The 21,975-nt window shown below is 56.6% G+C and carries 19 protein-coding genes and 1 pseudogene; 13 read left to right on the forward strand and 7 right to left on the reverse strand.

What is annotated here, in order from left to right:
• The first annotated feature begins 56 nt into the window (after positions 1–56).
• A complete protein-coding gene (gene msrA / locus K7R23_RS10100) occupies positions 57–695 on the forward strand; it encodes a peptide-methionine (S)-S-oxide reductase MsrA (protein ID WP_012907367.1) in 639 nt (212 codons plus the stop codon).
• Between the two features lie 63 nt (positions 696–758).
• On the opposite strand, the gene K7R23_RS10105 is transcribed toward msrA, so the two are convergent.
• Positions 759–1,814 (reverse strand): LacI family DNA-binding transcriptional regulator, encoded by a 1,056-nt coding sequence (locus K7R23_RS10105; RefSeq protein WP_012907366.1) that lies wholly within the window; start codon positions 1,812–1,814, stop codon positions 759–761.
• 190 nt (positions 1,815–2,004) lie between these two features.
• On the opposite strand from K7R23_RS10105, the gene K7R23_RS10110 reads away from it, so the two are divergent.
• The 6 genes and pseudogenes from K7R23_RS10110 to paeA all read left to right on the forward strand — a co-directional run bounded on the left by K7R23_RS10110 (position 2,005) and on the right by paeA (position 9,563).
• Positions 2,005–3,159, forward strand: coding sequence for a Gfo/Idh/MocA family protein (locus tag K7R23_RS10110; protein WP_012907365.1), 1,155 nt, complete (start codon positions 2,005–2,007; stop codon positions 3,157–3,159).
• 15 nt (positions 3,160–3,174) lie between these two features.
• Positions 3,175–4,359 (forward strand): annotated as a pseudogene (locus K7R23_RS10115) (Gfo/Idh/MocA family protein).
• Positions 4,356–5,423, forward strand: a complete 1,068-nt coding sequence (locus tag K7R23_RS10120; protein WP_012907364.1) for a Gfo/Idh/MocA family protein — start codon at positions 4,356–4,358, stop codon at positions 5,421–5,423. Before K7R23_RS10115 ends, K7R23_RS10120 begins: the two are co-directional and overlap by 4 nt.
• A gap of 10 nt (positions 5,424–5,433) precedes the next feature.
• A complete protein-coding gene (locus tag K7R23_RS10125; RefSeq protein WP_012907363.1) occupies positions 5,434–6,456 on the forward strand; it encodes a Gfo/Idh/MocA family protein in 1,023 nt (340 codons plus the stop codon).
• Between the two features lie 78 nt (positions 6,457–6,534).
• On the forward strand, positions 6,535–8,079 hold the full coding sequence (locus K7R23_RS10130) for an MFS transporter (RefSeq protein ID WP_012907362.1): 1,545 nt from the start codon (positions 6,535–6,537) through the stop codon (positions 8,077–8,079).
• Between the two features lie 143 nt (positions 8,080–8,222).
• Complete coding sequence (gene paeA / locus K7R23_RS10135; RefSeq protein WP_012907361.1) at positions 8,223–9,563, forward strand: polyamine export protein PaeA; 1,341 nt, start codon at positions 8,223–8,225, stop codon at positions 9,561–9,563.
• Between the two features lie 72 nt (positions 9,564–9,635).
• Here the strand turns inward: paeA and K7R23_RS10140 are convergent, their stop codons facing one another.
• Positions 9,636–9,842 (reverse strand): DUF1107 domain-containing protein, encoded by a 207-nt coding sequence (locus K7R23_RS10140; RefSeq protein WP_012907360.1) that lies wholly within the window; start codon positions 9,840–9,842, stop codon positions 9,636–9,638.
• Between the two features lie 325 nt (positions 9,843–10,167).
• Between K7R23_RS10140 and K7R23_RS10145 the strand changes: the two genes are divergently transcribed.
• Positions 10,168–10,725: a YtfJ family protein gene (locus K7R23_RS10145; protein WP_012907359.1), complete on the forward strand. Its 558-nt coding sequence runs from the start codon at positions 10,168–10,170 to the stop codon at positions 10,723–10,725.
• Here the strand turns inward: K7R23_RS10145 and cysQ are convergent.
• Positions 10,715–11,455, reverse strand: coding sequence for a 3'(2'),5'-bisphosphate nucleotidase CysQ (gene cysQ / locus K7R23_RS10150; RefSeq protein WP_012907358.1), 741 nt, complete (start codon positions 11,453–11,455; stop codon positions 10,715–10,717). The genes K7R23_RS10145 and cysQ overlap by 11 nt on opposite strands.
• A gap of 189 nt (positions 11,456–11,644) precedes the next feature.
• Between cysQ and K7R23_RS10155 the strand changes: the two genes are divergently transcribed.
• Positions 11,645–13,588 (forward strand): bifunctional 2',3'-cyclic-nucleotide 2'-phosphodiesterase/3'-nucleotidase, encoded by a 1,944-nt coding sequence (locus tag K7R23_RS10155; protein ID WP_012907357.1) that lies wholly within the window; start codon positions 11,645–11,647, stop codon positions 13,586–13,588.
• Between the two features lie 39 nt (positions 13,589–13,627).
• Here the strand turns inward: K7R23_RS10155 and K7R23_RS10160 are convergent, their stop codons facing one another.
• On the reverse strand, positions 13,628–14,008 hold the full coding sequence (locus K7R23_RS10160) for a winged helix-turn-helix transcriptional regulator (RefSeq protein WP_012907356.1): 381 nt from the start codon (positions 14,006–14,008) through the stop codon (positions 13,628–13,630).
• 88 nt (positions 14,009–14,096) lie between these two features.
• Between K7R23_RS10160 and K7R23_RS10165 the strand changes: the two genes are divergently transcribed.
• Positions 14,097–14,963, forward strand: a complete 867-nt coding sequence (locus K7R23_RS10165; RefSeq protein WP_012907355.1) for an SDR family oxidoreductase — start codon at positions 14,097–14,099, stop codon at positions 14,961–14,963.
• A gap of 114 nt (positions 14,964–15,077) precedes the next feature.
• Entirely contained in the window at positions 15,078–16,043 is a 966-nt protein-coding gene (locus K7R23_RS10170; RefSeq protein WP_012907354.1) for a DMT family transporter, read from the forward strand.
• Positions 16,044–16,072: 29 nt separating this feature from the next.
• Here the strand turns inward: K7R23_RS10170 and K7R23_RS10175 are convergent, their stop codons facing one another.
• Positions 16,073–17,626 (reverse strand): methyl-accepting chemotaxis protein, encoded by a 1,554-nt coding sequence (locus tag K7R23_RS10175; RefSeq protein ID WP_012907353.1) that lies wholly within the window; start codon positions 17,624–17,626, stop codon positions 16,073–16,075.
• Between the two features lie 246 nt (positions 17,627–17,872).
• Between K7R23_RS10175 and ytfE the strand changes: the two genes are divergently transcribed.
• Positions 17,873–18,535, forward strand: a complete 663-nt coding sequence (ytfE, locus tag K7R23_RS10180; RefSeq protein ID WP_012907352.1) for an iron-sulfur cluster repair protein YtfE — start codon at positions 17,873–17,875, stop codon at positions 18,533–18,535.
• Between the two features lie 226 nt (positions 18,536–18,761).
• On the opposite strand, the gene cycA is transcribed toward ytfE, so the two are convergent.
• Positions 18,762–20,171, reverse strand: coding sequence for a D-serine/D-alanine/glycine transporter (gene cycA, locus K7R23_RS10185; protein WP_012907351.1), 1,410 nt, complete (start codon positions 20,169–20,171; stop codon positions 18,762–18,764).
• Positions 20,172–20,491: 320 nt separating this feature from the next.
• The gene (fklB, locus tag K7R23_RS10190; protein ID WP_012907350.1) at positions 20,492–21,112 is read right to left on the reverse strand and encodes a BamJ family beta-barrel-assembly machinery protein; all 621 of its coding nucleotides are present in this window, start codon (positions 21,110–21,112) and stop codon (positions 20,492–20,494) included.
• Positions 21,113–21,329: 217 nt separating this feature from the next.
• Between fklB and K7R23_RS10195 the strand changes: the two genes are divergently transcribed.
• On the forward strand, positions 21,330–21,965 hold the full coding sequence (locus tag K7R23_RS10195; RefSeq protein WP_012907349.1) for an OapA family protein: 636 nt from the start codon (positions 21,330–21,332) through the stop codon (positions 21,963–21,965).
• Positions 21,966–21,975 lie beyond the last annotated feature (10 nt).

Consider the following 21,975-nt stretch of genomic DNA (forward strand, 5'->3'; position numbering starts at 1 on the left):
ATACGCGTCTTGTTACAACCTTAACCCCAATTACAGATTTTCGGGAGAACGGCACCATGAGTTTATTTGATAAAAAGCACCTGATTTCACCGTCAGATGCCCTGCCGGGACGTAATACCCCGATGCCCGTGGCGACGCTGCACGCCGTTAATGAACATTCAATGACCAACGTACCGGAAGGGATGGAAATCGCCATTTTCGCCATGGGCTGCTTCTGGGGCGTGGAGCGACTGTTCTGGCAGCTTCCCGGCGTGTACAGCACCGCCGCAGGCTACACCGGAGGCTATACGCCCAACCCGACCTACCGGGAAGTGTGCACCGGCGAAACCGGCCATGCCGAAGCGGTACGGGTGGTATACGACCCGAAAGTCATCAGCTATGAGCAGTTATTGCAGGTGTTCTGGGAGAATCACGATCCGGCGCAGGGTATGCGTCAGGGCAACGACCACGGCACGCAGTACCGCTCGGCGATCTATCCGCTGACGCCGGAACAGGAAGCCGCGGCGCGCGCCAGCGCAGAGCGTTTTCAGGCGGCGATGACCGCAGCCGGCGACGATCGCGTTATTACCACAGAAATCAGCAGCGCCAGACCGTTCTATTACGCCGAGGACGATCATCAGCAGTATCTGCATAAAAATCCGTACGGCTACTGCGGCATCGGCGGAATTGGCGTTTGCCTGCCGCCGCAAAGTTAAAGCGTTTGATATCAAGGCCGGATAAGGCGCTTGCGCCGCTATCCGGCAATACGCACACGGAATTTACCGCGCCACGGCAACGCGGGCGGCGTGGCGCGTGGCGTTGACCACCGTGCCTCTCTCCAGCACCTTGCCTTTTAACAGTAAATTGAACACCGGGGCGGAGGGTCGGTTGAGGCGGTTTTGCAACAGATGCACCGCCTCCACCCCCAGCGCCCGGCAGGGAATGGCAATGCTGGTTACCGCCCCGACGATATCGGCATCCAGCTCCTGTACGCCGATAGTCATCAACGATATATCCTCGGGTATACGAACCCGCAGGCGCTCAAGCACGTGACGAATTCCCAACGACATCGGCGCGCCCGCGCAAAAAATCACCTCCGGCCACGCCTGACGCGGCGTATTGCGCAGCCAGTCGTCTGTCGCCTGCTCCGCCTCTTCGGCGGTAAATCCTTCCGTTACCAACAAATCGCGCTGTGAATCAAACGGGATCTGATACTGGCGATACACCTCTTTGATCCCTTCCAGCCGCCAGTACATGGTTTCCCGGCGCAGGCTGGTGATATGCAGAATGCGTCGGTGCCCCCGATCGAACAGATACTGCGTCGCCCGGTTGCCCGTCGCCCGGTGATCGGGTGATACCGCGTCAATCAGCCCTTCCCGATCCTGCGTATTAATCAATACGCACGGTTTCTCCAGCGACTGCGCCAGCGTGTGAATGGTCGGATCGTCAATGCCGATCAGAATGATGGCGTTGATATTTTTATTGTTGGCCTTTTCCAGAAAAACTTTCACATCCGCACGCTGCTCATCCAGCCCGCAGTAAGTGAGATAGACATCGTGCGGCGCTACCGCTTCGGCAATCCCGCGCGTCACCTCCAGGTAAAACGCGTCGCCCTGGGAGGTAAATGTTCTCTGCGGCGCAAAAACCACAATGCCGTTGATCAGCAGTCGCCCGCTGGCGAGCGAGTCAAGCACGCCCAGCTGGCGGGCGCATTTGACTATCGCCTCCCGCGCTCTGTCGCTGGTGTAGGACTTCCCGCTCAGCACCCGGGAAACCGTACTCACAGAGAAGCCGGTAAGAGCCGCAATTTCGTCCATTTTTAGCTTGCCTGACATTCTGTGACCTCGCTCGCAATGTATCTTTGCAAATTTTTGCAGCCGTACCGCGTTGATTCTAAAACGTCTTTTTGCTTTGCGTGCTAACTTCTTTTGCGTCCTGCAAACCCTCTCACAAAATCCCGTTGTCGCTATTCCATGCGTTTCCTATGTTCCGCTTATCCCTCATCGATTCTGATTAAGGCATGACATGAAAAAAGTACGTTTTGGCATTATCGGCGTCGGCAATATTGGCACTGTCCACGCCCGTTATCTGCTGGCCGGGACGGTTAATGAGGCCTGCCTGGCCGCCGTCTGCGACAACAATCCCGAAAAACACGCGGCCATTCGCCAGTTAACCGGCGAGTCGATTCCCCTTTTTAGCGACGCCAGCGAGATGCTGGAAAGCGGGCTGATCGACGCGGTGATTGTCGCCACGCCGCATTACGACCACCCAGCGCTGTCGATGATGGCGATGCGCCTTGGTATCCACACCCTGTGCGAGAAGCCCGCCGGGGTCTATACCGCCCAGGTACAGGAGATGAACGCCTGCGCCCGTGAGTGCGACGTGGTCTTCAGCATGATGTATAACCAGCGCCCGAATCCGCTTTATCAGAAGGTGAAAGATCTGATCGACAGCGGCGAACTGGGCGAACTGCGCCGCTCCAACTGGATCATTACCAACTGGTATCGCTCGCAGAGCTATTACAACTCCGGCGGCTGGCGCGCCACCTGGAAAGGCGAAGGCGGCGGCGTGCTGCTCAATCAGGACCCGCATCAGCTCGATCTCTGGCAGTGGCTGGTGGGGATGCCGGTGCGGATGCGCGCCTTTTGCCAGTTCGGCAAACATCGTCAGATAGAGGTTGAAAACGAGGTCACCGCCTATGCGGAATACGCCAACGGCGCGACCGGCGTGTTCATCACCACCACCGCAGAAGCGCCGGGCACCAACCGGCTGGAGATTGTCGGCGATCGCGGCAAAGTGGTGGTGGAAGAGGGTCGCCTGCGCTTCTGGCGGCTGCGCGAATCTGAAACCGAATTTAACGCCCGCTGGCAAAACGGCTTCGGCGAGCCGGAGTGTTGGGAAGTCAGCATTCCCACCGCGCCGGAATGCAGCGAGCACTATGTGATCACCCGCAATTTCACCGCCGCCATCCTGCACGGCGAGCCGCTTATCGCTCCCGGCGTCGAAGGTATCCACGGGCTGACGCTCTCTAACGCCATGCACCTTTCCACCTGGACGGACGACTGGGTCACGCTGCCTTTTGATGAACAGCGTTACTACCAGCTGTTGCAGGAGCGCATTGCCTCCTCGGTCGAGAAAAACGTGGTCAGCCGCACGCTGGACGCTTCAGGTAGCTGGTAATCACAAGGAGAAAAGATGCTGAACGTTGCGATTGTCGGAACGGGGAATATCTCCCATAACCATATTCAGGGCTACCTCGCCTTTCCTGAGCGTTGTCGGATCGTCGCGCTGGTGGATATCTACCCGGAAAAAGCCGAGGAGAAAAAAGCGCGCTATGGACTGACAGACGCGCAGGTGTTCGCCAGCCATACGGCGATGCTGGCGGCGGATCTGCCTATTGACCTGGTGGATGTGTGTACGCCGCCCTACGTCCATGCGGAAATCAGTATTGATGCGCTGAACAGCGGCAGGCACGTGCTGTGCGAAAAACCGATGGCGGCGTCGCTGGAGGAGTGCGACGCGATGATTGCCGCCCGGCAGGTCAGCGGAAAAACGCTCTCCATTATTGCGCAAAATCGCTTCACCGACGCGTTCTGGCGCTTAAAAGCGGCGGTGGATTCCGGGCTGGCGGGCAAGATTTGTCACGCCCAGGTCGACTCCTTCTGGTGGCGCGGACACTGCTACTACGATCTGTGGTGGCGCGGCACCTAGGAAAAAGAGGGCGGCGGCTGCACGCTGAATCATGCGGTGCACCATATCGACGCGATTCAGTGGCTGCTCGGCTTTCCCGACGAAGTGGTGGCGATGATGACTAACGTCGCCCACGACAACGCGGAAGTCGAAGATCTCAGCGCGGCGATTTTCAAATACCCCGGCGGCGCGCTGACCCAGCTTACCGCCTCGGTGGTCCATCATGGCGAAGACCAGAAGATCGTAATACAGGGCGAGAAAGCGCGGATCTCCGCGCCGTGGAAAGCCTTTGCCAGCCAGTCCGCCGATAACGGCTTTCCGCAGCCGGAGAATAACCTGGCGCTGGAAGAGAGCCTGAACGCGCTGTTTAAAGCCACCCCGCCCCTGCAATGGACGTTGCATACCGGGCAGATTGAGAACGTGTTAACCGCCATTGAACAGCAAACCGCGCCGCTGGTCGACGGCGAACAGGGCAAGCGTTCGCTGGAGCTCATCACCGCGATCTATAAATCGGCGATTACCCGCTCGGTCGTCACGCTGCCGGTTCAGCGTGACGATGCCTTTTATCGTACCGGCGGCCTGCTGGAGAAAGCCCCGCATTTTTACGAGAAATCCGCCTCCGTGAGCAATTTCACCGAAGTGGGCGCAATCCCTCTGGGTAAAGATTTAGATTCAGGAGTTGAAGTATGAATATGAAAGATGGCATGAACTACGCCCCGACCGGGAAACCGCAGCCGGTGGTGAAACCCGGCGAATTTATCATTGCCGCCGCCGCGCTCGATCACGGTCATATTTACGGCATGTGCAACGGACTGACGGAAGCAGGCGCGACGCTGAAGTGGGTATACGACCCCGATCCGGCGAAGGTCGAGGCCTTCTTAAAACAGTATCCCCAGGCGCAGGTCGCTGACTCGCTGGAGCGCATTCTTGACGATGCCTCGGTGCGGCTGGTCGCCGGGGCGGCAATTCCGTCGCAGCGCTGTCCGCTCGGCCTGAAGGTAATGGCGGCGGGCAAGGACTATTTCACCGATAAAGCGCCGCTGACCACGCTCGAACAGCTTGAAGACGCCAAAGCGATGGTGGCGAAAACCGGGCGTAAATACGCGGTGTACTACAGCGAGCGCCTGCACGTCGAAAGCGCCGTCTTTGCAGGCGAATTAGTCAAACAGGGAGCGATAGGCCAGGTCATCCAGACGCTCGGCACCGGCCCGCACCGGGAAGGCAGCGGTCGCCCGGAGTGGTTCTACGAGCGGCGCTACTTCGGCGGCATTCTCTGCGACATTGGCAGCCACCAGATCGAGCAGTTTCTCTTCTACACCGGCAACAGCGACGCGCGAATTGTCGCCAGCCAGGTGCGCAACGTAAACCACCCGCAGTATCCGCAGTTTGAAGATTTCGGCGAGGCGATGCTGGCGGGCGATAACGGCGCGACGGGCTATTTCCGCTGCGACTGGTTCACGCCGGACGGCCTCTCCACCTGGGGCGACGGACGTTTAACTCTGCTCGGCACCGAGGGCTACATCGAAATCCGTAAATATGCCGATATTACCCGCGGCGAGCAGGACGTGGTCTATCTGGTCAATAAAGAGGGGGAATTTCGCTACCCCGTGGCGGGAAAAGTCGGCTTTCCGTACTTTGGCGAGCTAATCCTTGACTGCCTCCACCGGAGCGAAAACGCCATGACCCAGGCTCACGCCTTTAAGGCCGCCGAACTGTGCGTTAAGGCGCAGATGCTGGCGAATGCGCGCGGATGACGGAGTGCATATGAAAACACTGAATGCCGCCATCATTGGCTGCGGCGCCATTCATACCACGCACGTTGCGGCGCTGCGGCAGCTGCCCGGCGTGACGCTGCGGGCAATCGCGGAGAGCGATATCAACAAAGGGCAGCAGATAGCGGCGGAATACGGCTGCCATTTTTACCATGACTATCGCGAGATGCTGAGGGATGAGGCTATCGACGTGGTGCACATCTGCACGCCGCACTATCTGCATAAGCCGATGATCCTTGCCGCGCTGGCGGCAGGAAAAGAGGTTTTTTGCGAGAAACCGGCGGTAATGCGCGCGCCGGAGGTGGCGGAAATTGCCACCGCTCTTCTCCAGGCGAAGGGAACGCTGGGGATCTGCTACCAGAACAGGCTGAACCCGACCAGTCTGGCAATCAAACAGCAGCTACAGGAAGGGACGATCGGCAAAATGCGCGCCATGAAGGCGGTGCTGACCTGGTCGCGCGGCGGAAGCTACTACCGTGACAGCCCCTGGCGCGGCAAGTACGCCACCGAAGGCGGCTGCCTGCTGATCAACCAGGCCATTCACACCCTCGATCTGTTGCAGTGGTTCGGCGAGGGAGTGACGCGGGTGAAGGGCGTGGTCGACAGCAGCTGGCTTGCCGAAGAGATTGACGGCGAAGACAGCGCGATGGCGACCTTCGCCTTCGGCAACGGCGCGCGCGGTCTGTTTTACGCCAGCAATTGCCACACCGCTAACTCTCCGCTGCAGCTGGAAATAGACGGAGAAAAAGGCACGCTGCTGCTTGAAGGCAGCGAGCTGTGGCTGCTGCATGATGGCGCGCGGCGCAGGCTGGCGAGCGACGCCGCCCCGGACGGCAGCGGCAAAAGCTACTGGGGCGTCGGGCACCGGGAAGCCATCCGTCTGTTCTATGACGCCGTGCGCCATCCCGCCGCCGGGAAGGTGTGCGACATTCATGAAGCCGCTAAATCATTGCAGATTGTCGATGCTATTTATCGATCGTCGCAATTACGTCAATGGATCCACATGGAGGAATAAAACCGCAGCGTATTCACCCCATGCCGGAGAGCGTGACGCCGCCCTCCGGCAATAAAAGTACCCTACAGGAATAATGATATGGCGAAACCTACTGAACGGAGAGTAGGTTACGGCGTAGCGATTGGCTATGGCGTAACCGATTTATTTGGCGGCGGTGCATTCGCAGTTATTGGCACCTGGCTGTTATTTTTTTACACCACCTATTGTGGACTATCGGTACTGGAAGCGGGGTCGATATTTGCCATCGCCCGTATTATCGATGCCATATTAAGCCCGGTGATGGGATATATCACGGATAATTTCGGTAATACCTGGCTGGGGCGTAAATTTGGCCGTCGACGTTTCTTTTTATTAATCAGCGCGCCGCTGATGTTTCTTTATGCGCTGGTATGGGTAACCGATATGGGTTACTGGTATTACCTGGGCACCTATCTGTCTATCGAACTGCTGTCGGCGATGGTGCTGGTTCCCTGGGAGACGCTGGCCGCCGAGATGACCAACCGCTTCAGCGAGCGGACGCGTTTAGCCGGAGTGCGCATGATGTGCTCCTCGCTGGGCGGTTTTTTAGCGGTGTCCGTACCGGGCATTATTATGCAGTTCACCGGCAAAGATAACTCTTTTACGTGGACGCTGACCGGCATTGTCTTTTCAGTTATCTATTTTATTGCCGTATTTACTACCTGGGCGACAACCTGGGAAGCGAAAGATGTGCGGGAAGAGTATGAATTCACCCCACCGACCCAGCGGAGCGCAGGGTTATTTAATCATTTAAAATATCTGGTCATCGATCTCTTTTCCTCTTTTAAAATTCGTATCTTTCGCCAGCATATTCTGATCTATATTTGCTCATTTACCGCGATGGACGTTTTTGGCTCGGTATTTACGTATTATGTGGTCTATGGCTTAAAACAGGATGCGGCGGCGGTTTCAGGCCTGTTAAGTATCGCGGCGTTTGTCTCTATTCCGGGAACGTTCGGCTTTATGATGCTGATGAACAAGCTGAACATGACCCCTTCCGGCGCGCTGCGGCTCTCTTACAGCAGTATTTTCCTTGTGCTGGCCTTTCTGTTTGTGGTTTATCTGGGCGATATACAGGTTCCTGCGCTGCTCTTTTCAGCCATCTTTGTGCTGTTCGGCCTGGCGAAAGCGGGGCTGTATTACATTCCGTGGAATATCTACAGCTTTATTCCCGATGTCGATGAAATTGTCACCCGTCAGCGTCGGGAAGGGATTTTTGCCGGAGTGATGGTGCTAACCCGCAAAAGCACCGTCGCGCTGGCGATTATGCTGATAGGCGTGGTGCTGGAAGAGAGCGGCTTTGTGAAAGGCGGCGGCGTGCAGCCCAGCAGCGCCCTGCACGCCATTATCGGCCTGATGGTATTCGCGACCGCAGCGCTGCTCGCCGTCAGCTTCTATACCACCTTCCGGTTTAAACTGACGCAGAAAACGCACAAGATCCTGATCAAAGAGGTTGCCCGCCGCAAGCTGGGCGGCAACAGCGCGGACTGCGACGAAGAAACCCGCTACGTCATAAAAGCGCTGACCGGCTATGAATATAACGAAGTGTGGGACGCCGCGCCGGGCGCGAAGGGAGAAGAACGCACGATTATCGCTGAAAATTAACCCGCTGGCGGCGTTACTGTCGCTTACGCTATACTACCTCTGAACTAAGCGGCTCACCGCTACGAGCCGGTTTTCATTGTGCTTTACCACGTGGATTTATCAACTTCCCTTCCGAGGATCTGGCCTCTACGGTCGGATAAGATATGTTAGATAGTATTTTTATTATTTTTTGCCTGATCGCTGTGAGTGCGTTCTTCTCAATATCCGAGATCTCGCTTGCCGCCTCACGTAAAATCAAACTGAAGCTGATGGCTGATGAAGGCAATCTCAATGCCCAGCGCGTACTGAAGATGCAGGAAAACCCCGGCATGTTCTTTACCGTGGTGCAAATTGGCCTGAACGCTGTCGCCATTCTTGGCGGTATCGTCGGCGATGCCGCCTTTTCACCGGTGTTTCACGCGCTGTTTTCACGCTATATGCCTGCGGAACTCTCCGAGCAGTTGAGCTTTATTCTCTCTTTCTCGCTGGTTACCGGCATGTTCATTCTCTTCGCGGACTTAACCCCGAAACGCATCGGTATGATTGCGCCAGAAATTGTGGCTTTGCGCATCATCAACCCGATGCGCTTCTGTCTGTTAGTTTTCACACCGCTGGTATGGTTCTTCAATGGGTTAGCGAACGTTATCTTCCGCATCTTCAAGCTGCCGATGGTGCGTAAAGATGACATCACGTCGGATGATATCTACGCTGTGGTGGAGGCGGGCGCGCTCGCTGGCGTACTGCGTAAGCAGGAGCATGAGCTGATTGAAAATGTGTTTGAACTGGAGTCCCGTACCGTGCCGTCATCGATGACGCCGCGTGAAAGCGTGATCTGGTTCGATCTGCACGAAGACGAACAGAGCCTGAAAACCAAAGTGGCGGAGCATCCGCACTCGAAGTTTCTGGTGTGTAACGAAGATATTGACCACATCATCGGCTACGTGGATTCAAAAGACCTGCTTAACCGGGTACTGGCGAACCAAAGCATGGCGCTGAACAGCGGCGTGCAGATTCGCAATACCCTGATCGTTCCCGACACCCTTACCCTCTCTGAAGCGCTGGAAAGTTTCAAAACCGCCGGGGAAGATTTTGCGGTGATCATGAACGAATACGCGCTGGTGGTCGGGATCATCACTCTCAATGATGTCATGACTACCCTGATGGGCGACCTGGTCGGCCAGGGTCTGGAAGAGCAGATTGTGGCGCGCGATGAGAACTCCTGGCTGATCGACGGCGGAACGCCTATTGACGACGTGATGCGCGTGCTGGATATAGACGAGTTCCCGCAGTCCGGCAACTACGAAACCATCGGCGGCTTTATGATGTTCATGCTGCGTAAAATCCCGAAACGCACCGACTCGGTGAAGTTCTCCGGCTACAAATTCGAAGTGGTGGATATCGATAACTACCGTATCGATCAGCTGCTGGTTACCCGTCTGAACAGCAAGCCCAACGTTCTGGCGCCGAAGCTGCCGGACGCAAAAGAAGAAACCAAAGCCTCCTGACCCCAGAAACACCAACGGCTCCCGTCGGGAGCCGTTTGACTTACTACTCAAAACTACTGCATAGCACTTCGGTTAAGCCATCTCTGTTTGCAGACGCAAAACCTGACGGTTAACTTCGGACATCACAGACAAGTGCTGTTTGTCCCTCACTTTTGGGATAAGAATCTTACCCTTATCAAACTCAAAAGCGCCAACGTCCTTGATATATAACCGTCCACGGAACAGGATCTTCACGTACTTCGCCACCTGAAGTGGGTTGTACCGTTGGAAAATTTTCATTGTTGTCTCCTGCTATAAGAGTCGCCCTTGCGGTGCCACAATCGGCCCAACAGTTCTAAGGCGCAAATTTTAATGCCATTTGACTATAGACTATCCGTACGATGTTTCCAGCGCGTATAAGTTTATTTACCTTTTCATTACAGTTAATCAGAATCGTCTCTGATTGCTGGTGATAACCCCAGTATAAGCCCGCGTTTTTCCCTCGATTTGTGCGCCCGTCCGCAATCTGACATCAGGTTTACGGGAAAAAGCACCATTCGCACATATGATTGAAAGCTGGACCCAAGTGGTCGGATCACCTGCAAAACAAAAAGAAGGAATGACTATGACCCTACGTAACATACTGGCGCTGGCGTGCCTGTTAGTACCGATGCTCGCCTCCGCCCATCGCTTCGAAACCAACCAGCGCGTGCCGCCGGTCGGCATCGCCGATCGCGGCGAACTGATGCTGAACAACGATAATTTCAGCTATCAGCGCTGGAACAGCGCCCAGCTGCCGGGAAAAGTGCGTATCCTCCAGCACCTCGCCGGGCACTCTTCGGCAAAGGAGAAGAACGCGGTGCTGATCGAGGCGATTAAAACGGCAAAACTGCCTCACGACCTCTACCAGACCACCACCATCGTCAATACCGATGACGCGATTCCGGGTTCCGGCATGTTCGTGCGCAGTAGTCTGGAGAGCAATAAGAAGCTCTATCCGTGGTCGCAGATTATCGTCGACAGCAACGGCGTGGCGCGCAAAGCCTGGCAACTGGAAGAAGAAAGCTCGGCGGTTGTGGTTCTCGATAAAGACGGGCGAGTACAGTGGGCGAAAGACGGCGCGCTAACGCAGGAAGAGGTGCAGCAGGTTATCGCCCTGCTGCATAAATTACTCAGTAAATAGAGACGCGGAAGCCGGGGTTAAGGAACGATTCACGCGGCGTATAGTCCAGCGTTTTCCCCTGCCAGTCGTGAACGTGCGCCCCGGCGGCGGCGGCAACCGCATGACCTGCGGCGGTATCCCAGATGCTGGTCGGCCCGAAGCGCGGGTAAAGCTGGGCCTGGCCTTCCGCCACCAGACAAAACTTCAGCGAGGAGCCAATGGCGGTAGTCTGGTGTTCGCCCAGCTGCTGCAGATACTCTTTCAGTTCGTTATCCGCATGCGAACGGCTAATCACCACCAGCGGCGGGCGGGCGTCACGCACCTGAATGGGTTTACGCACGCCGCACTCTTCTTTCCAGGCTTTGCCTTCGGCGGCGCTGTACATCACTTTCATCACCGGCGCGTAGACCACGCCGAGTACCGGCTTGCCTTTATCAATCAGCGCGATATTGACGGTGAATTCGCCGTTACGCTTGATAAACTCTTTGGTGCCGTCCAGCGGGTCCACCAGCCAGTAGCGCTGCCAGTGCTGACGCACAGCCCAGGCCGGCGGATCTTCTTCCGACAGAATCGGTATATCCGGAGTCAGCGTTTTCAACCCTTCGACGATAACGGCATGAGCAGCAATGTCCGCTGCGGTGACGGGAGAATCATCCAGCTTACTGGCGATCTCCATCGGTTTCGCTCCATCATAAACCTGCATAATGGCATCGCCCGCGTTCCGTGCAAGCTGACAGACTTGTTCTAACATTCTCCACCTCGTTGAGTGCAGTGGTGTTAACTCGTTGTTTTACTTATACCCTATCGCGGCAGGATCCGCCAACTGTGATAGCGTCTGCGTTTTTAGCCGCGCTTTTCATGGCATGATTCACATTTCTGTAAGAAAGAAAATCTATATACATTTTCTTTTGTGGCCTGAGTCTTAAAAGGATGCCCCCTGATGATTAAGTTTAGTGTAACGCTTCTGGCCACGCTGATCGCGGCCAGCGTAAATGCCGCGACTGTCGATCTCCGAATTATGGAAACCACTGATTTACATAGTAATATGATGGATTTCGACTATTACAAAGATACCGCAACAGAAAAATTCGGACTGGTACGCACCGCAACGTTAATTAACGCCGCGCGCGGCGAAGTGAAAAACAGCGTGCTGGTCGATAATGGCGATCTGATTCAGGGCAGCCCGCTGGGCGACTATATGGCGGCAAAGGGTCTGAAGGAAGGCGATATTCATCCGGTTTATAAGGCGCTGAACACGCTGGACTACGCGGTCGGCAACCTCGGCAACCATGAGTTTAACTACGGTCTGGATTACCTGCATAAGGCGCTGGCTGGGGCCAGGTTCCCCTACGTTAACGCCAATATCATGGATGTTAAGACCGGGAAACCGCTGTTTACCCCTTATCTGATCAAAGAGACTGACGTCGTTGATAAAGAAGGGAACAGGCAAACGCTGAAGATTGGCTATATCGGCTTTGTGCCGCCGCAGATCATGACCTGGGATAAAGCCAACCTGAGCGGCAAAGTCACGGTGAATGACATCACCGCAACCGCGCGCCAGTATGTGCCAGAGATGCGTGAGAAAGGCGCGGATGTGGTGGTGGTTATCGCCCACTCGGGTCTTTCCGCCGATCCGTACCAGAGCATGGCGGAGAACTCAGTCTATTATCTCAGCGAAGTGCCGGGCGTTGACGCCATTATGTTTGGTCACGCGCACGCGGTCTTTCCGGGCAAAGACTTCGCCGCAATCAAAGGCGCGGATATTGATAAAGGCACCCTCAACGGCGTACCGGCGGTCATGCCGGGCATATGGGGCGATCACCTCGGGGTGGTCGATCTGGTCCTCAATAATGACAGCGGTAAATGGCAGGTGATGCAGGCGAAAGCTGAAGCGCGCCCGATTTACGACACGGCGGCGAAAAAATCGCTCGCCGCGGAAGATAAGACGCTGGTGGATATCCTGAAAAGCGACCATGACGCCACCCGCGAATTTGTCAGCAAACCCATCGGCAAATCCGCCGACAACATGTACAGCTATCTGGCGCTGGTGCAGGACGATCCGACCGTACAGGTGGTGAACAACGCGCAGAAGGCGTATGTGGAGCGCTTTATTCAGGGCGATCCGGACCTGGCGAAGCTGCCGGTGCTTTCCGCCGCCGCGCCGTTTAAAGTGGGCGGTCGCAAGAACGATCCGGCCAGCTTTGTCGAAGTTGAAAAAGGCCAGCTGACCTTCCGCAACGCCGCGGACCTGTACCTTTATCCCAACACGCTGGTGGTGGTGAAAACCAGCGGTAAAGAGGTAAAAGAGTGGCTGGAGTGTTCTGCCGGACAGTTTAACCAGATTGACGTCAACAGCAACCAGCCGCAGTCGCTGATTAACTGGGACGGCTTCCGTACTTACAACTTCGACGTGATTGACGGCGTCGACTATCAGATTGACGTCTCTCAGCCCGCCCGTTACGACGGTGAATGCCAGATGGTCAACCCGAAGGCCGAACGGATTAAAAATCTGACCTTCAACGGCAGGCCGATCGATCCACAGGCGCAGTTCCTGGTCGCCACCAACAACTATCGCGCCTATGGCGGCAAGTTCGCCGGCACCGGCGACAGCCATATCGCCTTCGCCGCGCCGGACGAGAACCGCTCAGTGCTGGCGGCGTGGATTAGCGCCGGGTCGAAACAGGGCGGAGAGATCCACCCGGCGGCGGATAATAACTGGCGTCTGGCGCCGATTCACAGCAGCGGCAAACTCGATATTCGCTTTGAAACGTCACCGTCCGATAAAGCCGCCGCGTTTATAAAAGAGAAGGCGCAGTATCCGATGAGCAAGGTCGCCACCGATGACATCGGGTTTGCGATTTACCAGATAGATTTAAGCCAGTAATGGTTGTGCGGCTGGCGGATAGCGGCTAACGCTTATCCGTCACGCCGCACGCTCTTTCCGTTGCGCCAGCACCTGCGGTAAATTCAGCTCAATCCAGTCGGCCAGCGCGGCGACCTTCTCGCTCACCTGCTCGCCAGACGGCGTCAGGCTGTACTCCACGTGCGGCGGCACCACCGGATATGACACCCGATTAATAAACCCATCCTGTTCCAGCGCCTGTAGCGACTGCGCCAGCATCTTCTCGCTGACGCCGTCCATTTTGCGCCGCAGGTCGCTGAAGCGGTGCGTACCGTCGCGCAGCGCAACCAGAATCAATACGCCCCAGCGGCTGGTGACATGTTTAAGCACATCCCGTGACGGACACTCCCCGGCGAACAGGTTACCGGCGCGAAGCTGCTGAGAAAGCGTTGGCGTGGTCATCTCATACTTACCTTTTTGTATGTACTTACTAAAAGTTAGTTTAGATGTTAGCGTAGTGAAACACAACGAACACGTAAGGAGAGATCTGATGATTGCGATTACCGGCGCAACTGGTCAACTGGGCCAGCACGTTATTGAAAGCCTGCTGCACACTGTCCCCGCCCGCCAGATTGTGGCGATTGTGCGTAACCCGGCGAAGGCAACGGCGCTGAGCCAGCAGGGGATAACGGTGCGTCAGGCAGACTACGGTGATGAGGCGGCGTTCACCACGGCGCTACAGGGAGTGGAAAAACTGCTGCTGATCTCCTCCAGCGAAGTCGGACAACGGGCAGCCCAGCACCGCAACGTGATTAACGCGGCAAAGGCCGCTGGCGTGCAGTTTATCGCCTACACCAGCCTGCTTCATGCAGACCGCTCCCCGCTCGGCCTGCACGTTGAACATGTTGCAACCGAGAAGATGCTGGCCGAATCCGCGATACCCTATGCCCTGCTGCGTAACGGCTGGTATAGCGAAAATTACCTGGCGAGCGCCCCTGCCGCGCTGGAACACGGCGTGTTTATCGGCGCGGCGGGAGAAGGCAAAATTGCCGCCGCGACGCGCGCCGACTATGCAGCGGCGGCCGTACATGTCATCAGCACTGAAGGCCATGCCGGGAAGGTGTATGAGCTGGCGGGTGATGACGCCTGGACGCTGAGCCAGCTGGCCGCCGAACTGAGCCGCCAGAGCGGAAAAAAGGTGGTTTATCAGAATCTGAGCAAAGCGGATTTCGCCGCGGCGCTGAAAAACGTCGGCCTGCCTGCTGGCCTGGCGGATATGCTGGCCGATTCTGACGTCGGCGCGTCTGAGGGCGGTCTGTTTGACGACAGCCGCACGCTGAGCAAACTAACCGGTCGGCCAACCACCACGCTGGCTGAGAGCGTCAGCGCCCTTCTGCAAGTGTTAAAAAATAGTTAAATTTTACTGGCATCCCCACGCATCCTTTCCGATAATGGCAAAAGGATGCGTGCGGGGAGCAAAAAGATAGCTCCTTCTGACGCTTCACCCTGTGACCCGATGTGGACATCAATAATGATTAGCGGCCTGTTATATGCCCTGCTGGCAGGGCTGATGTGGGGACTGATCTTTGTCGGGCCGTTGATCGTGCCGGAGTACCCGGCGGTACTGCAATCGATGGGACGCTATCTGGCGCTGGGCCTGATCGCCCTGCCGCTCGCGTGGCTGGGGCGCGCACGCCTTCGCCAGCTGGCGGCGAAAGACTGGCTGACGGCGCTGGCGCTGACCATGATGGGCAACCTGATTTATTACCTCTGCCTCGCAAGCGCGATCCAGCGCACCGGCGCGCCGGTATCAACAATGATCATCGGCACGCTGCCGGTGGTGATCCCGGTGTTCGCCAATCTGCTTTACAGCCATCGCGACGGCAGGATCGCCTGGCGACGCCTGGCCCCGGCGCTGGCGCTGATCGGCATCGGTTTACTGTGCGTCAATATTGCGGAACTGAATCAGGAGCAGCCTGATTTCAGCGCCTGGCGCTATGGTTCAGGCATCGCGCTGGCGCTGATTTCGGTGGTTTGCTGGGCATGGTATGCGCTACGTAACGCCCGCTGGCTGCGGGAGAATCCGGATAAACATCCGATGATGTGGGCGACAGCGCAGGCGCTGGTGACGCTGCCCGTGTCGCTGTTGGGATACGTAGCCGCCTGTTTCTGGCTGCAGGGACAGACGCCGACCTTCGCACTGCCGTTCGGCCCGCGCCCCGCGGTCTTTATCGGCCTGATGGTGGCCATTGCGGTGCTCTGCTCATGGGTCGGCGCGCTGTGCTGGAACGTCGCCAGCCAGCGCCTGCCGACGGTCATTCTCGGCCCGCTGATCGTTTTCGAGACGCTGGCGGGCCTGCTGTATACCTTTATCCTGCGCCAGGAGATTCCGCCGCTGCTGACGTTAAGCGGTATTATGCTGCTGGTTATCGGCGTGGTGAGCGCCGTTAAAGCGAAGCCGCAAAAATCGGGCGCAGTTCCGCTTTCCCAGACCTGAACGCGCCGGATGGCGCTTCCAGCAGTCGCTTAGACTTTAAATATCGCCACCGTCTGGTTCAGCCGCGCGGCCTGCTCTTCCAGCGCGGCGGCGGCGGAAGCCGACTCCTCCACCAGCGCGGCGTTCTGCTGGGTCACACGATCCATCTCTGCCACCGCCTGTCCGACCTGGTCGATCCCCCGGCTCTGTTCATCAGAGGCAGAAGCAATCTCGCCCATGATATCGGTCACGCGCGTCACCGCGCTGACAATCTCGCTCATCGTTTCTCCCGCCTCGTGCACCAGCGCGGAACCGGCGCTGACCCGCTCGCCGGAATCATCAATCAGCGCTTTGATCTCTTTTGCCGCCTGGGCGCTCCGGCTCGCCAGCGTCCGCACTTCCCCGGCAACCACCGCGAAGCCGCGCCCCTGCTCGCCTGCGCGCGCCGCTTCCACCGCCGCGTTAAGCGCCAGTATATTGGTCTGGAAGGCAATACCGTCGATAACGCTGGTAATCTGCGCGATCTTGCTGGAACTGGCGGCAATATCATTCATTGTGCGCACCACATCTTCCACCACTTCCCCGCCTTTCTGCGCCGTACCGGAGGCGTTAATAGCCAGCTGCGTCGCCTGTCGGGCATTATCCGCATTCTGCCTGACGGTTGCGGTAAGTTGCTCCATACTGGCTGCGGTTTCCTCCAGCGAGGCCGCCTGCTGCTCGGTACGGGAAGAGAGATCGTTACTGCCGGCGGAAATCTCGCCCGCGCCGGTATATATGGTATCTGCGCCATCGCGCACCACGCTGACGGTGTTCGCCAGCGACTGTTGCATCTCATGCAGATTGCGCGCCAGCAGCGCCATCTCGTTACTGCCGTCGGCCTGAATAACATGCGTGAGATCGCCGGAGGCGATATGGCGAATATGGTCCATCACCTCATGCAGCGGTTTCAGCAGCACACGCTGCATCGCCATCCAGCTGATCGTAATCACCGCCATCACCGCCAGCAGAATAAACGACAGAATCCACAGGATGCGCTGGTAATCTTTTTCGTTGTCCTGAATCCCGGCATTCGCCAGTTCCGTCTGGGCGGCGCGCCACTCCCGATAGACGCTCTGCATAGCCTTCTGCTTCTGTTCCGCGTTCTGCTGAAACATCTCCTCCAGTTTACCTTCGGCGAGTAAGACGTTCATTTTCGCCAGCGTCGCGGAGTAGATGCCGTACTGCTCTTCCAGTCGGTCCGCCAGGTGTTCTTCCAGCCCCGGCGTTTCCGGCAGGGCATAGTATTTGTCGTAATGGTTTTTCGCTTCCGCCAGCAGCGCATCGGTGGTTTGCACCAGCTCGTTGAGCTGACCGCCATTAATCTGACCCGCCATATTACCCTGCAGACGCAGCATCCCGCGGTTCAACGTGACGCGCGCCTGATTCAGGCTTATCCACGCATCGGTCAATTCCGCCACGTTCTGGCTGGAAAGCTGCGATACCGTGAAATTTTGTTTGTCATTTTTTAGCGCGGTAATAAACACGCCAGCCGAGAGAAGCTGCATCGCCCCCAGCGCAATAAGCACCACAATCAATAAGGTTATGACTTTGATTCGTTTATACATTTTTTGCCTTTTATTTTGCAGGTATTGTCTGAGGTGTTGGTATCGGCAGTGATGGCGAGTTGTTTAATCCCCGTTGAGAATTGCTCTGGCCGGGTTACGTACTTTCCAATAGCTTTCAGTACGTTAAAGCCGAAACTATTTTTTTGTGATGTTCATCACAAATACCTCTTCCCCGAAAGGGTTATAGCTTCCCCTTAAAGATGTATTTAATATACATCTTATATTATTGAGAATGAGGTAACGGCTATGGCTTATCGCGATCAACCTTTGGGTGAACTGGCGCTCTCTATTCCTCGCGCTTCGGCACTGTTTCGTAAGTACGATATGGATTACTGCTGCGGCGGTAAGCAGACGCTGGCGCGCGCTGCTGCCCGTAAGGAACTGGATGTTGAGGCTATTGAAGCGCAGCTTGCCCAACTGGCTGAACAGCCGATTGAAAAAGACTGGCGTACCGCGCCGCTGGCGGAAATTATCGACCATATTATCGTGCGCTATCACGACAGACACCGCGAGCAGCTCCCGGAGCTGATCCTGCAGGCCAGCAAAGTTGAACGCGTTCACGCCGACAAGCCAAACGTACCGAAAGGTCTGGCGAAATACCTGACCATGCTGCATCAGGAGCTTTCGAGCCATATGATGAAAGAGGAGCAGATCCTGTTCCCGATGATCAAACAGGGCATGGGCAGCCAGGCGATGGGTCCTATCAGCGTGATGGAAAGCGAGCATGATGAGGCGGGCGAACTGCTGGAGGTGATCAAGCACACCACCCATAACGTGACCATTCCACCGGAAGCGTGCACCACCTGGAAAGCGATGTACAACGGAATTAACGCGATGATTGATGACCTGATGGAACACATCAGTCTGGAAAATAACGTCCTGTTCCCGCGCGCGTTAGCCGGAGAGTAAGCGGTTGCCGGATGGCGGCTTACGCCTTATCCGGCCTACGGTCCGTGGTTCCGGTAAGCGGCAGCGCCACCGGGCATTACGCTATCGCCGGATGGCGGCTTACGCCTTATCCGGCCTACGGTCCGTGGGCCCGGTAAGCGACAGCGCCACCGGGCATTACGCTATCGCCGGATGGCGGCTTCGCCTTATCCGGCCTACGGTCCGTGGCCGTTAATGGTCAAAACGCTTAACGCATTCCCGCCATGCGTTTCTTACCGATAAACAGCCAGCCCAGCCCCAGCGCGATAAACCACAGCGGCGTGACGATCAGCGCCTGACGGGTATCATCCTCCAGCGTCAGCAGCACGATGACAAACACAAAAAACGCCATGCACACCCAGCACATCAGCTTACCGAGCGGCATCTTGTAGTTCGACTTCTCATGCAGTTGCGGACGCTGTTTGCGATATACCAGATACGAACACAGGATGATGGTCCAGACGAACATAAACAGGATCGCCGACACCGTGGTGATCATGGTGAACGCGCCGATCACGCTTGGGTTCACGTACAGCATCACCACCCCACCCAGCAGGCAAATACAGGAGAAGGTCAGCCCTTTCGCCGGAACTGCGCGCTTAGAGAGTTTGGCGAACGCTTTCGGCGCCACCCCTTCCTGCGCCAGACCGAACAGCATACGGCTGGTTGAGAACACGCCGCTGTTTGCCGATGATGCCGCAGAAGTCAGCACCACGAAGTTGATCACGCTGGCCGCGGCAGGCAAGCCTACCAGCACAAACAGCTCAACGAACGGGCTCTTATCCGGCACCACGGAGCTCCACGGCGTCACCGACATAATGACGATCAGCGCGAAAACGTAGAACATAATGATACGGATCGGAATAGAGTTGATCGCCCGCGGCAGCGATTTTTCCGGATCCTTAGTTTCCGCCGCCGTCGTCCCAACCAGTTCGATACCGACAAACGCGAACACCGCAATCTGGAAGCCCGCGAAGAAGCCGCTGATGCCTTTCGGGAACCAGCCGCCGTCATTCCACAGGTGTGCGAAGGAGGCCTCTACGCCGGTCGGTGATTTAAAGTGCATGGCGATCATCACCAGGCCCACGACAATCAGCGCGACGATGGCGACGATTTTGATCATCGCGAACCAGAACTCCATCTCACCGAACATTTTTACAGTGGCGAGGTTCAGGCTCAGCAGCAGAATAACCACCGCCAGCGAGGCGACCCAGTCGGAAAGGCCGGGGAACCAGAACTGGGCATAGGCGGTAATCGCCACCACGTCCGCCATTCCGGTGACCACCCAGCAGAACCAGTAGGTCCAGCCGGTAAAATAGCCAGCCCACGGACCCAACAGATCCGAAGCGAAATCGCTGAACGATTTATATTCCAGATTCGAGAGCAGCAATTCGCCCATTGCGCGCATCACGAAAAAGAGCATGAAGCCAATGATCATATAGACAAAAATGATCGACGGACCGGCGAGGCTAATGGTTTTACCTGAGCCCATAAACAGCCCCGTGCCGATGGCGCCGCCAATCGCAATAAGCTGAATATGCCGGTTTGTAAGATTGCGCCGTAGCGACTGTTCAGTCGACGCCTGTTCGTCGGCAGCGACTTTTACCTGATCTACCATGTTTTATTCTTCCTGTACCTGTCTGTGTTGTGCAGGCTCTGCGGCCTTTAATGCGTCTGTTGTGTTTCTATGATACGACGATCCTGTTGTCAGGACTCATCGATATTAGGTAAGAATCGGTGGGATGAATACTATGAATTAAATATAATGTTAATTAAATGTTTAAAGTGAGTGTCATATCACTCTGTTAACGCGAATTAGCTCACAAAAATACACGCAACGAACTCATATGCAAGATAAAACTCTATAAGAAGCAGAATAAACGTTTTTATTGCGTATTTTCTGTTCCCCTCTTTTCAGAAGGGAACAGAAGTCTCTGCTTAGAGGATTTCCAGCAGCTCAACCTCGAATACCAAGGTGCTGAACGGCGGAATGGAAGCGCCGGCGCCACGCTCACCGTAGGCCAGCTCCTGAGGAATGGTCAGCTCCCATTTCGAACCAACCGGCATCAGGGTCAGCGCTTCAATCCAGCCAGCGATCACGCCGTTAACCGGGAATTCAGCCGGTTCGCCGCGCGCAACGGAGCTGTCAAACACGGTGCCGTCGATCAGCTTACCGGTATAGTGTACGCGAACGCGGTCGGTGCGCGCCGGAATCGGACCTTCACCCTGGGTCAGTACGCGGAACTGCAGGCCGGACTCGGTGCTGTTTACGCCCTCTTTCTCACGGTTTTCTTCGAGGTATTTTACGCCTTCCGCAGCCATCGCCTGGAAGCGTTCACGACGAACGGCGTCGGCCCGCTCATGAATCTCACGCAGCGCGCGGTGCACCACATCAACCGGAACGGCAGGCTGTTTGCCTTCCAGCGCATCGGCAATGCCAGCCACCAGCGCTTCCGGCAGCAGCCCTTGCAGACCGGATTCGCTCAGCTGCTGCCCTACCTGCAAGCCAATGCCGTAACTTGCCTGCGCTTCGATAGTGTCAAAAGTCGGGGTTGCCATCGTATTTCCTTTCATCGGATTTAAAGTAGCGGGCAGCATAACAGCCACGTCCCTTCCGGTAAAATGTTGTCGCCGGGAGGATGACAAATCACAGGGAAAAAGAAACAATAGGCAAACCCCGTATCAATGTGGCAAAACGGGTAATATCACGAACATCATAGCGTTAGCTGTCTATACTCTATGATTGAGGAACGAGACGCGGAGCAGGAGGAAAGCCATGCCCGGGCGCTTTGAACTAAAATCAACCCTGGCGAAAATCTGGCACGCACCGGACAATTTTCGCCTCATGGACCCGCTTCCGCCGGGGCACCGCCGCGGCATCATCATTGCGGCGATAGTACTGGTGGTCGGTTTCCTGCTTCCCTCAGATGACCATAGCGTGACGCCAGCGGCAAGCCGCGACGCGCAGCTGGACATCCAGTCGCAGTCTCAGCCGCCGGGCAGCGCCCCGTCTCAGCCGCAGCTCGTCGCGCCGCAGAACGATCCGGACCAGGTCGCTCCTGTCTCGCCGGAACCCGTTCAGGAAAGCGAACCGGAAGAGCAGCCTCAGTCGCAGGTTCAGCCTTTCCAGCCTGACAGCGGCATTGACCAGCAGTGGCGTTCTTATCGCGTAGGCTCCGGCAAAACCCTGGCGCAGCTGTTCCGCGACCACGGTCTGCCGCCAACGGACGTCTATGCGATGGCCCAGGTTGAAGGCGCAGGTAAACCGTTGAGCAACCTGCAGGAGGGGCAAATGGTTCAGGTTCGCCAGAACGCCAACGGCGTCGTCACCGGATTGACTATCGATACCGGCAACAATCAACAGGTGCTGTTTACGCGTCAGCCGGACGGCAGTTTTATTCGGGTACGTTGACGAAGAATGC

The organism is Citrobacter rodentium NBRC 105723 = DSM 16636 (genome assembly GCF_021278985.1).
Classification (GTDB): domain Bacteria; phylum Pseudomonadota; class Gammaproteobacteria; order Enterobacterales; family Enterobacteriaceae; genus Citrobacter_A; species Citrobacter_A rodentium.

What these genes read in the sequence shown, in the direction of transcription:
- msrA (WP_012907367.1), top strand. Translation starts at nt 57, where the DNA reads ATGAGTTTATTTGATAAAAAGCACCTGATTTCACCGTCAGATGCCCTG.
- K7R23_RS10105 (WP_012907366.1), bottom strand. Translation starts at nt 1,814, where the DNA reads ATGTCAGGCAAGCTAAAAATGGACGAAATTGCGGCTCTTACCGGCTTC.
- K7R23_RS10110 (WP_012907365.1), top strand. Translation starts at nt 2,005, where the DNA reads ATGAAAAAAGTACGTTTTGGCATTATCGGCGTCGGCAATATTGGCACT.
- K7R23_RS10120 (WP_012907364.1), top strand. Translation starts at nt 4,356, where the DNA reads ATGAATATGAAAGATGGCATGAACTACGCCCCGACCGGGAAACCGCAG.
- K7R23_RS10125 (WP_012907363.1), top strand. Translation starts at nt 5,434, where the DNA reads ATGAAAACACTGAATGCCGCCATCATTGGCTGCGGCGCCATTCATACC.
- K7R23_RS10130 (WP_012907362.1), top strand. Translation starts at nt 6,535, where the DNA reads ATGGCGAAACCTACTGAACGGAGAGTAGGTTACGGCGTAGCGATTGGC.
- paeA (WP_012907361.1), top strand. Translation starts at nt 8,223, where the DNA reads ATGTTAGATAGTATTTTTATTATTTTTTGCCTGATCGCTGTGAGTGCG.
- K7R23_RS10140 (WP_012907360.1), bottom strand. Translation starts at nt 9,842, where the DNA reads ATGAAAATTTTCCAACGGTACAACCCACTTCAGGTGGCGAAGTACGTG.
- K7R23_RS10145 (WP_012907359.1), top strand. Translation starts at nt 10,168, where the DNA reads ATGACCCTACGTAACATACTGGCGCTGGCGTGCCTGTTAGTACCGATG.
- cysQ (WP_012907358.1), bottom strand. Translation starts at nt 11,455, where the DNA reads ATGTTAGAACAAGTCTGTCAGCTTGCACGGAACGCGGGCGATGCCATT.
- K7R23_RS10155 (WP_012907357.1), top strand. Translation starts at nt 11,645, where the DNA reads ATGATTAAGTTTAGTGTAACGCTTCTGGCCACGCTGATCGCGGCCAGC.
- K7R23_RS10160 (WP_012907356.1), bottom strand. Translation starts at nt 14,008, where the DNA reads ATGACCACGCCAACGCTTTCTCAGCAGCTTCGCGCCGGTAACCTGTTC.
- K7R23_RS10165 (WP_012907355.1), top strand. Translation starts at nt 14,097, where the DNA reads ATGATTGCGATTACCGGCGCAACTGGTCAACTGGGCCAGCACGTTATT.
- K7R23_RS10170 (WP_012907354.1), top strand. Translation starts at nt 15,078, where the DNA reads ATGATTAGCGGCCTGTTATATGCCCTGCTGGCAGGGCTGATGTGGGGA.
- K7R23_RS10175 (WP_012907353.1), bottom strand. Translation starts at nt 17,626, where the DNA reads ATGTATAAACGAATCAAAGTCATAACCTTATTGATTGTGGTGCTTATT.
- ytfE (WP_012907352.1), top strand. Translation starts at nt 17,873, where the DNA reads ATGGCTTATCGCGATCAACCTTTGGGTGAACTGGCGCTCTCTATTCCT.
- cycA (WP_012907351.1), bottom strand. Translation starts at nt 20,171, where the DNA reads ATGGTAGATCAGGTAAAAGTCGCTGCCGACGAACAGGCGTCGACTGAA.
- fklB (WP_012907350.1), bottom strand. Translation starts at nt 21,112, where the DNA reads ATGGCAACCCCGACTTTTGACACTATCGAAGCGCAGGCAAGTTACGGC.
- K7R23_RS10195 (WP_012907349.1), top strand. Translation starts at nt 21,330, where the DNA reads ATGCCCGGGCGCTTTGAACTAAAATCAACCCTGGCGAAAATCTGGCAC.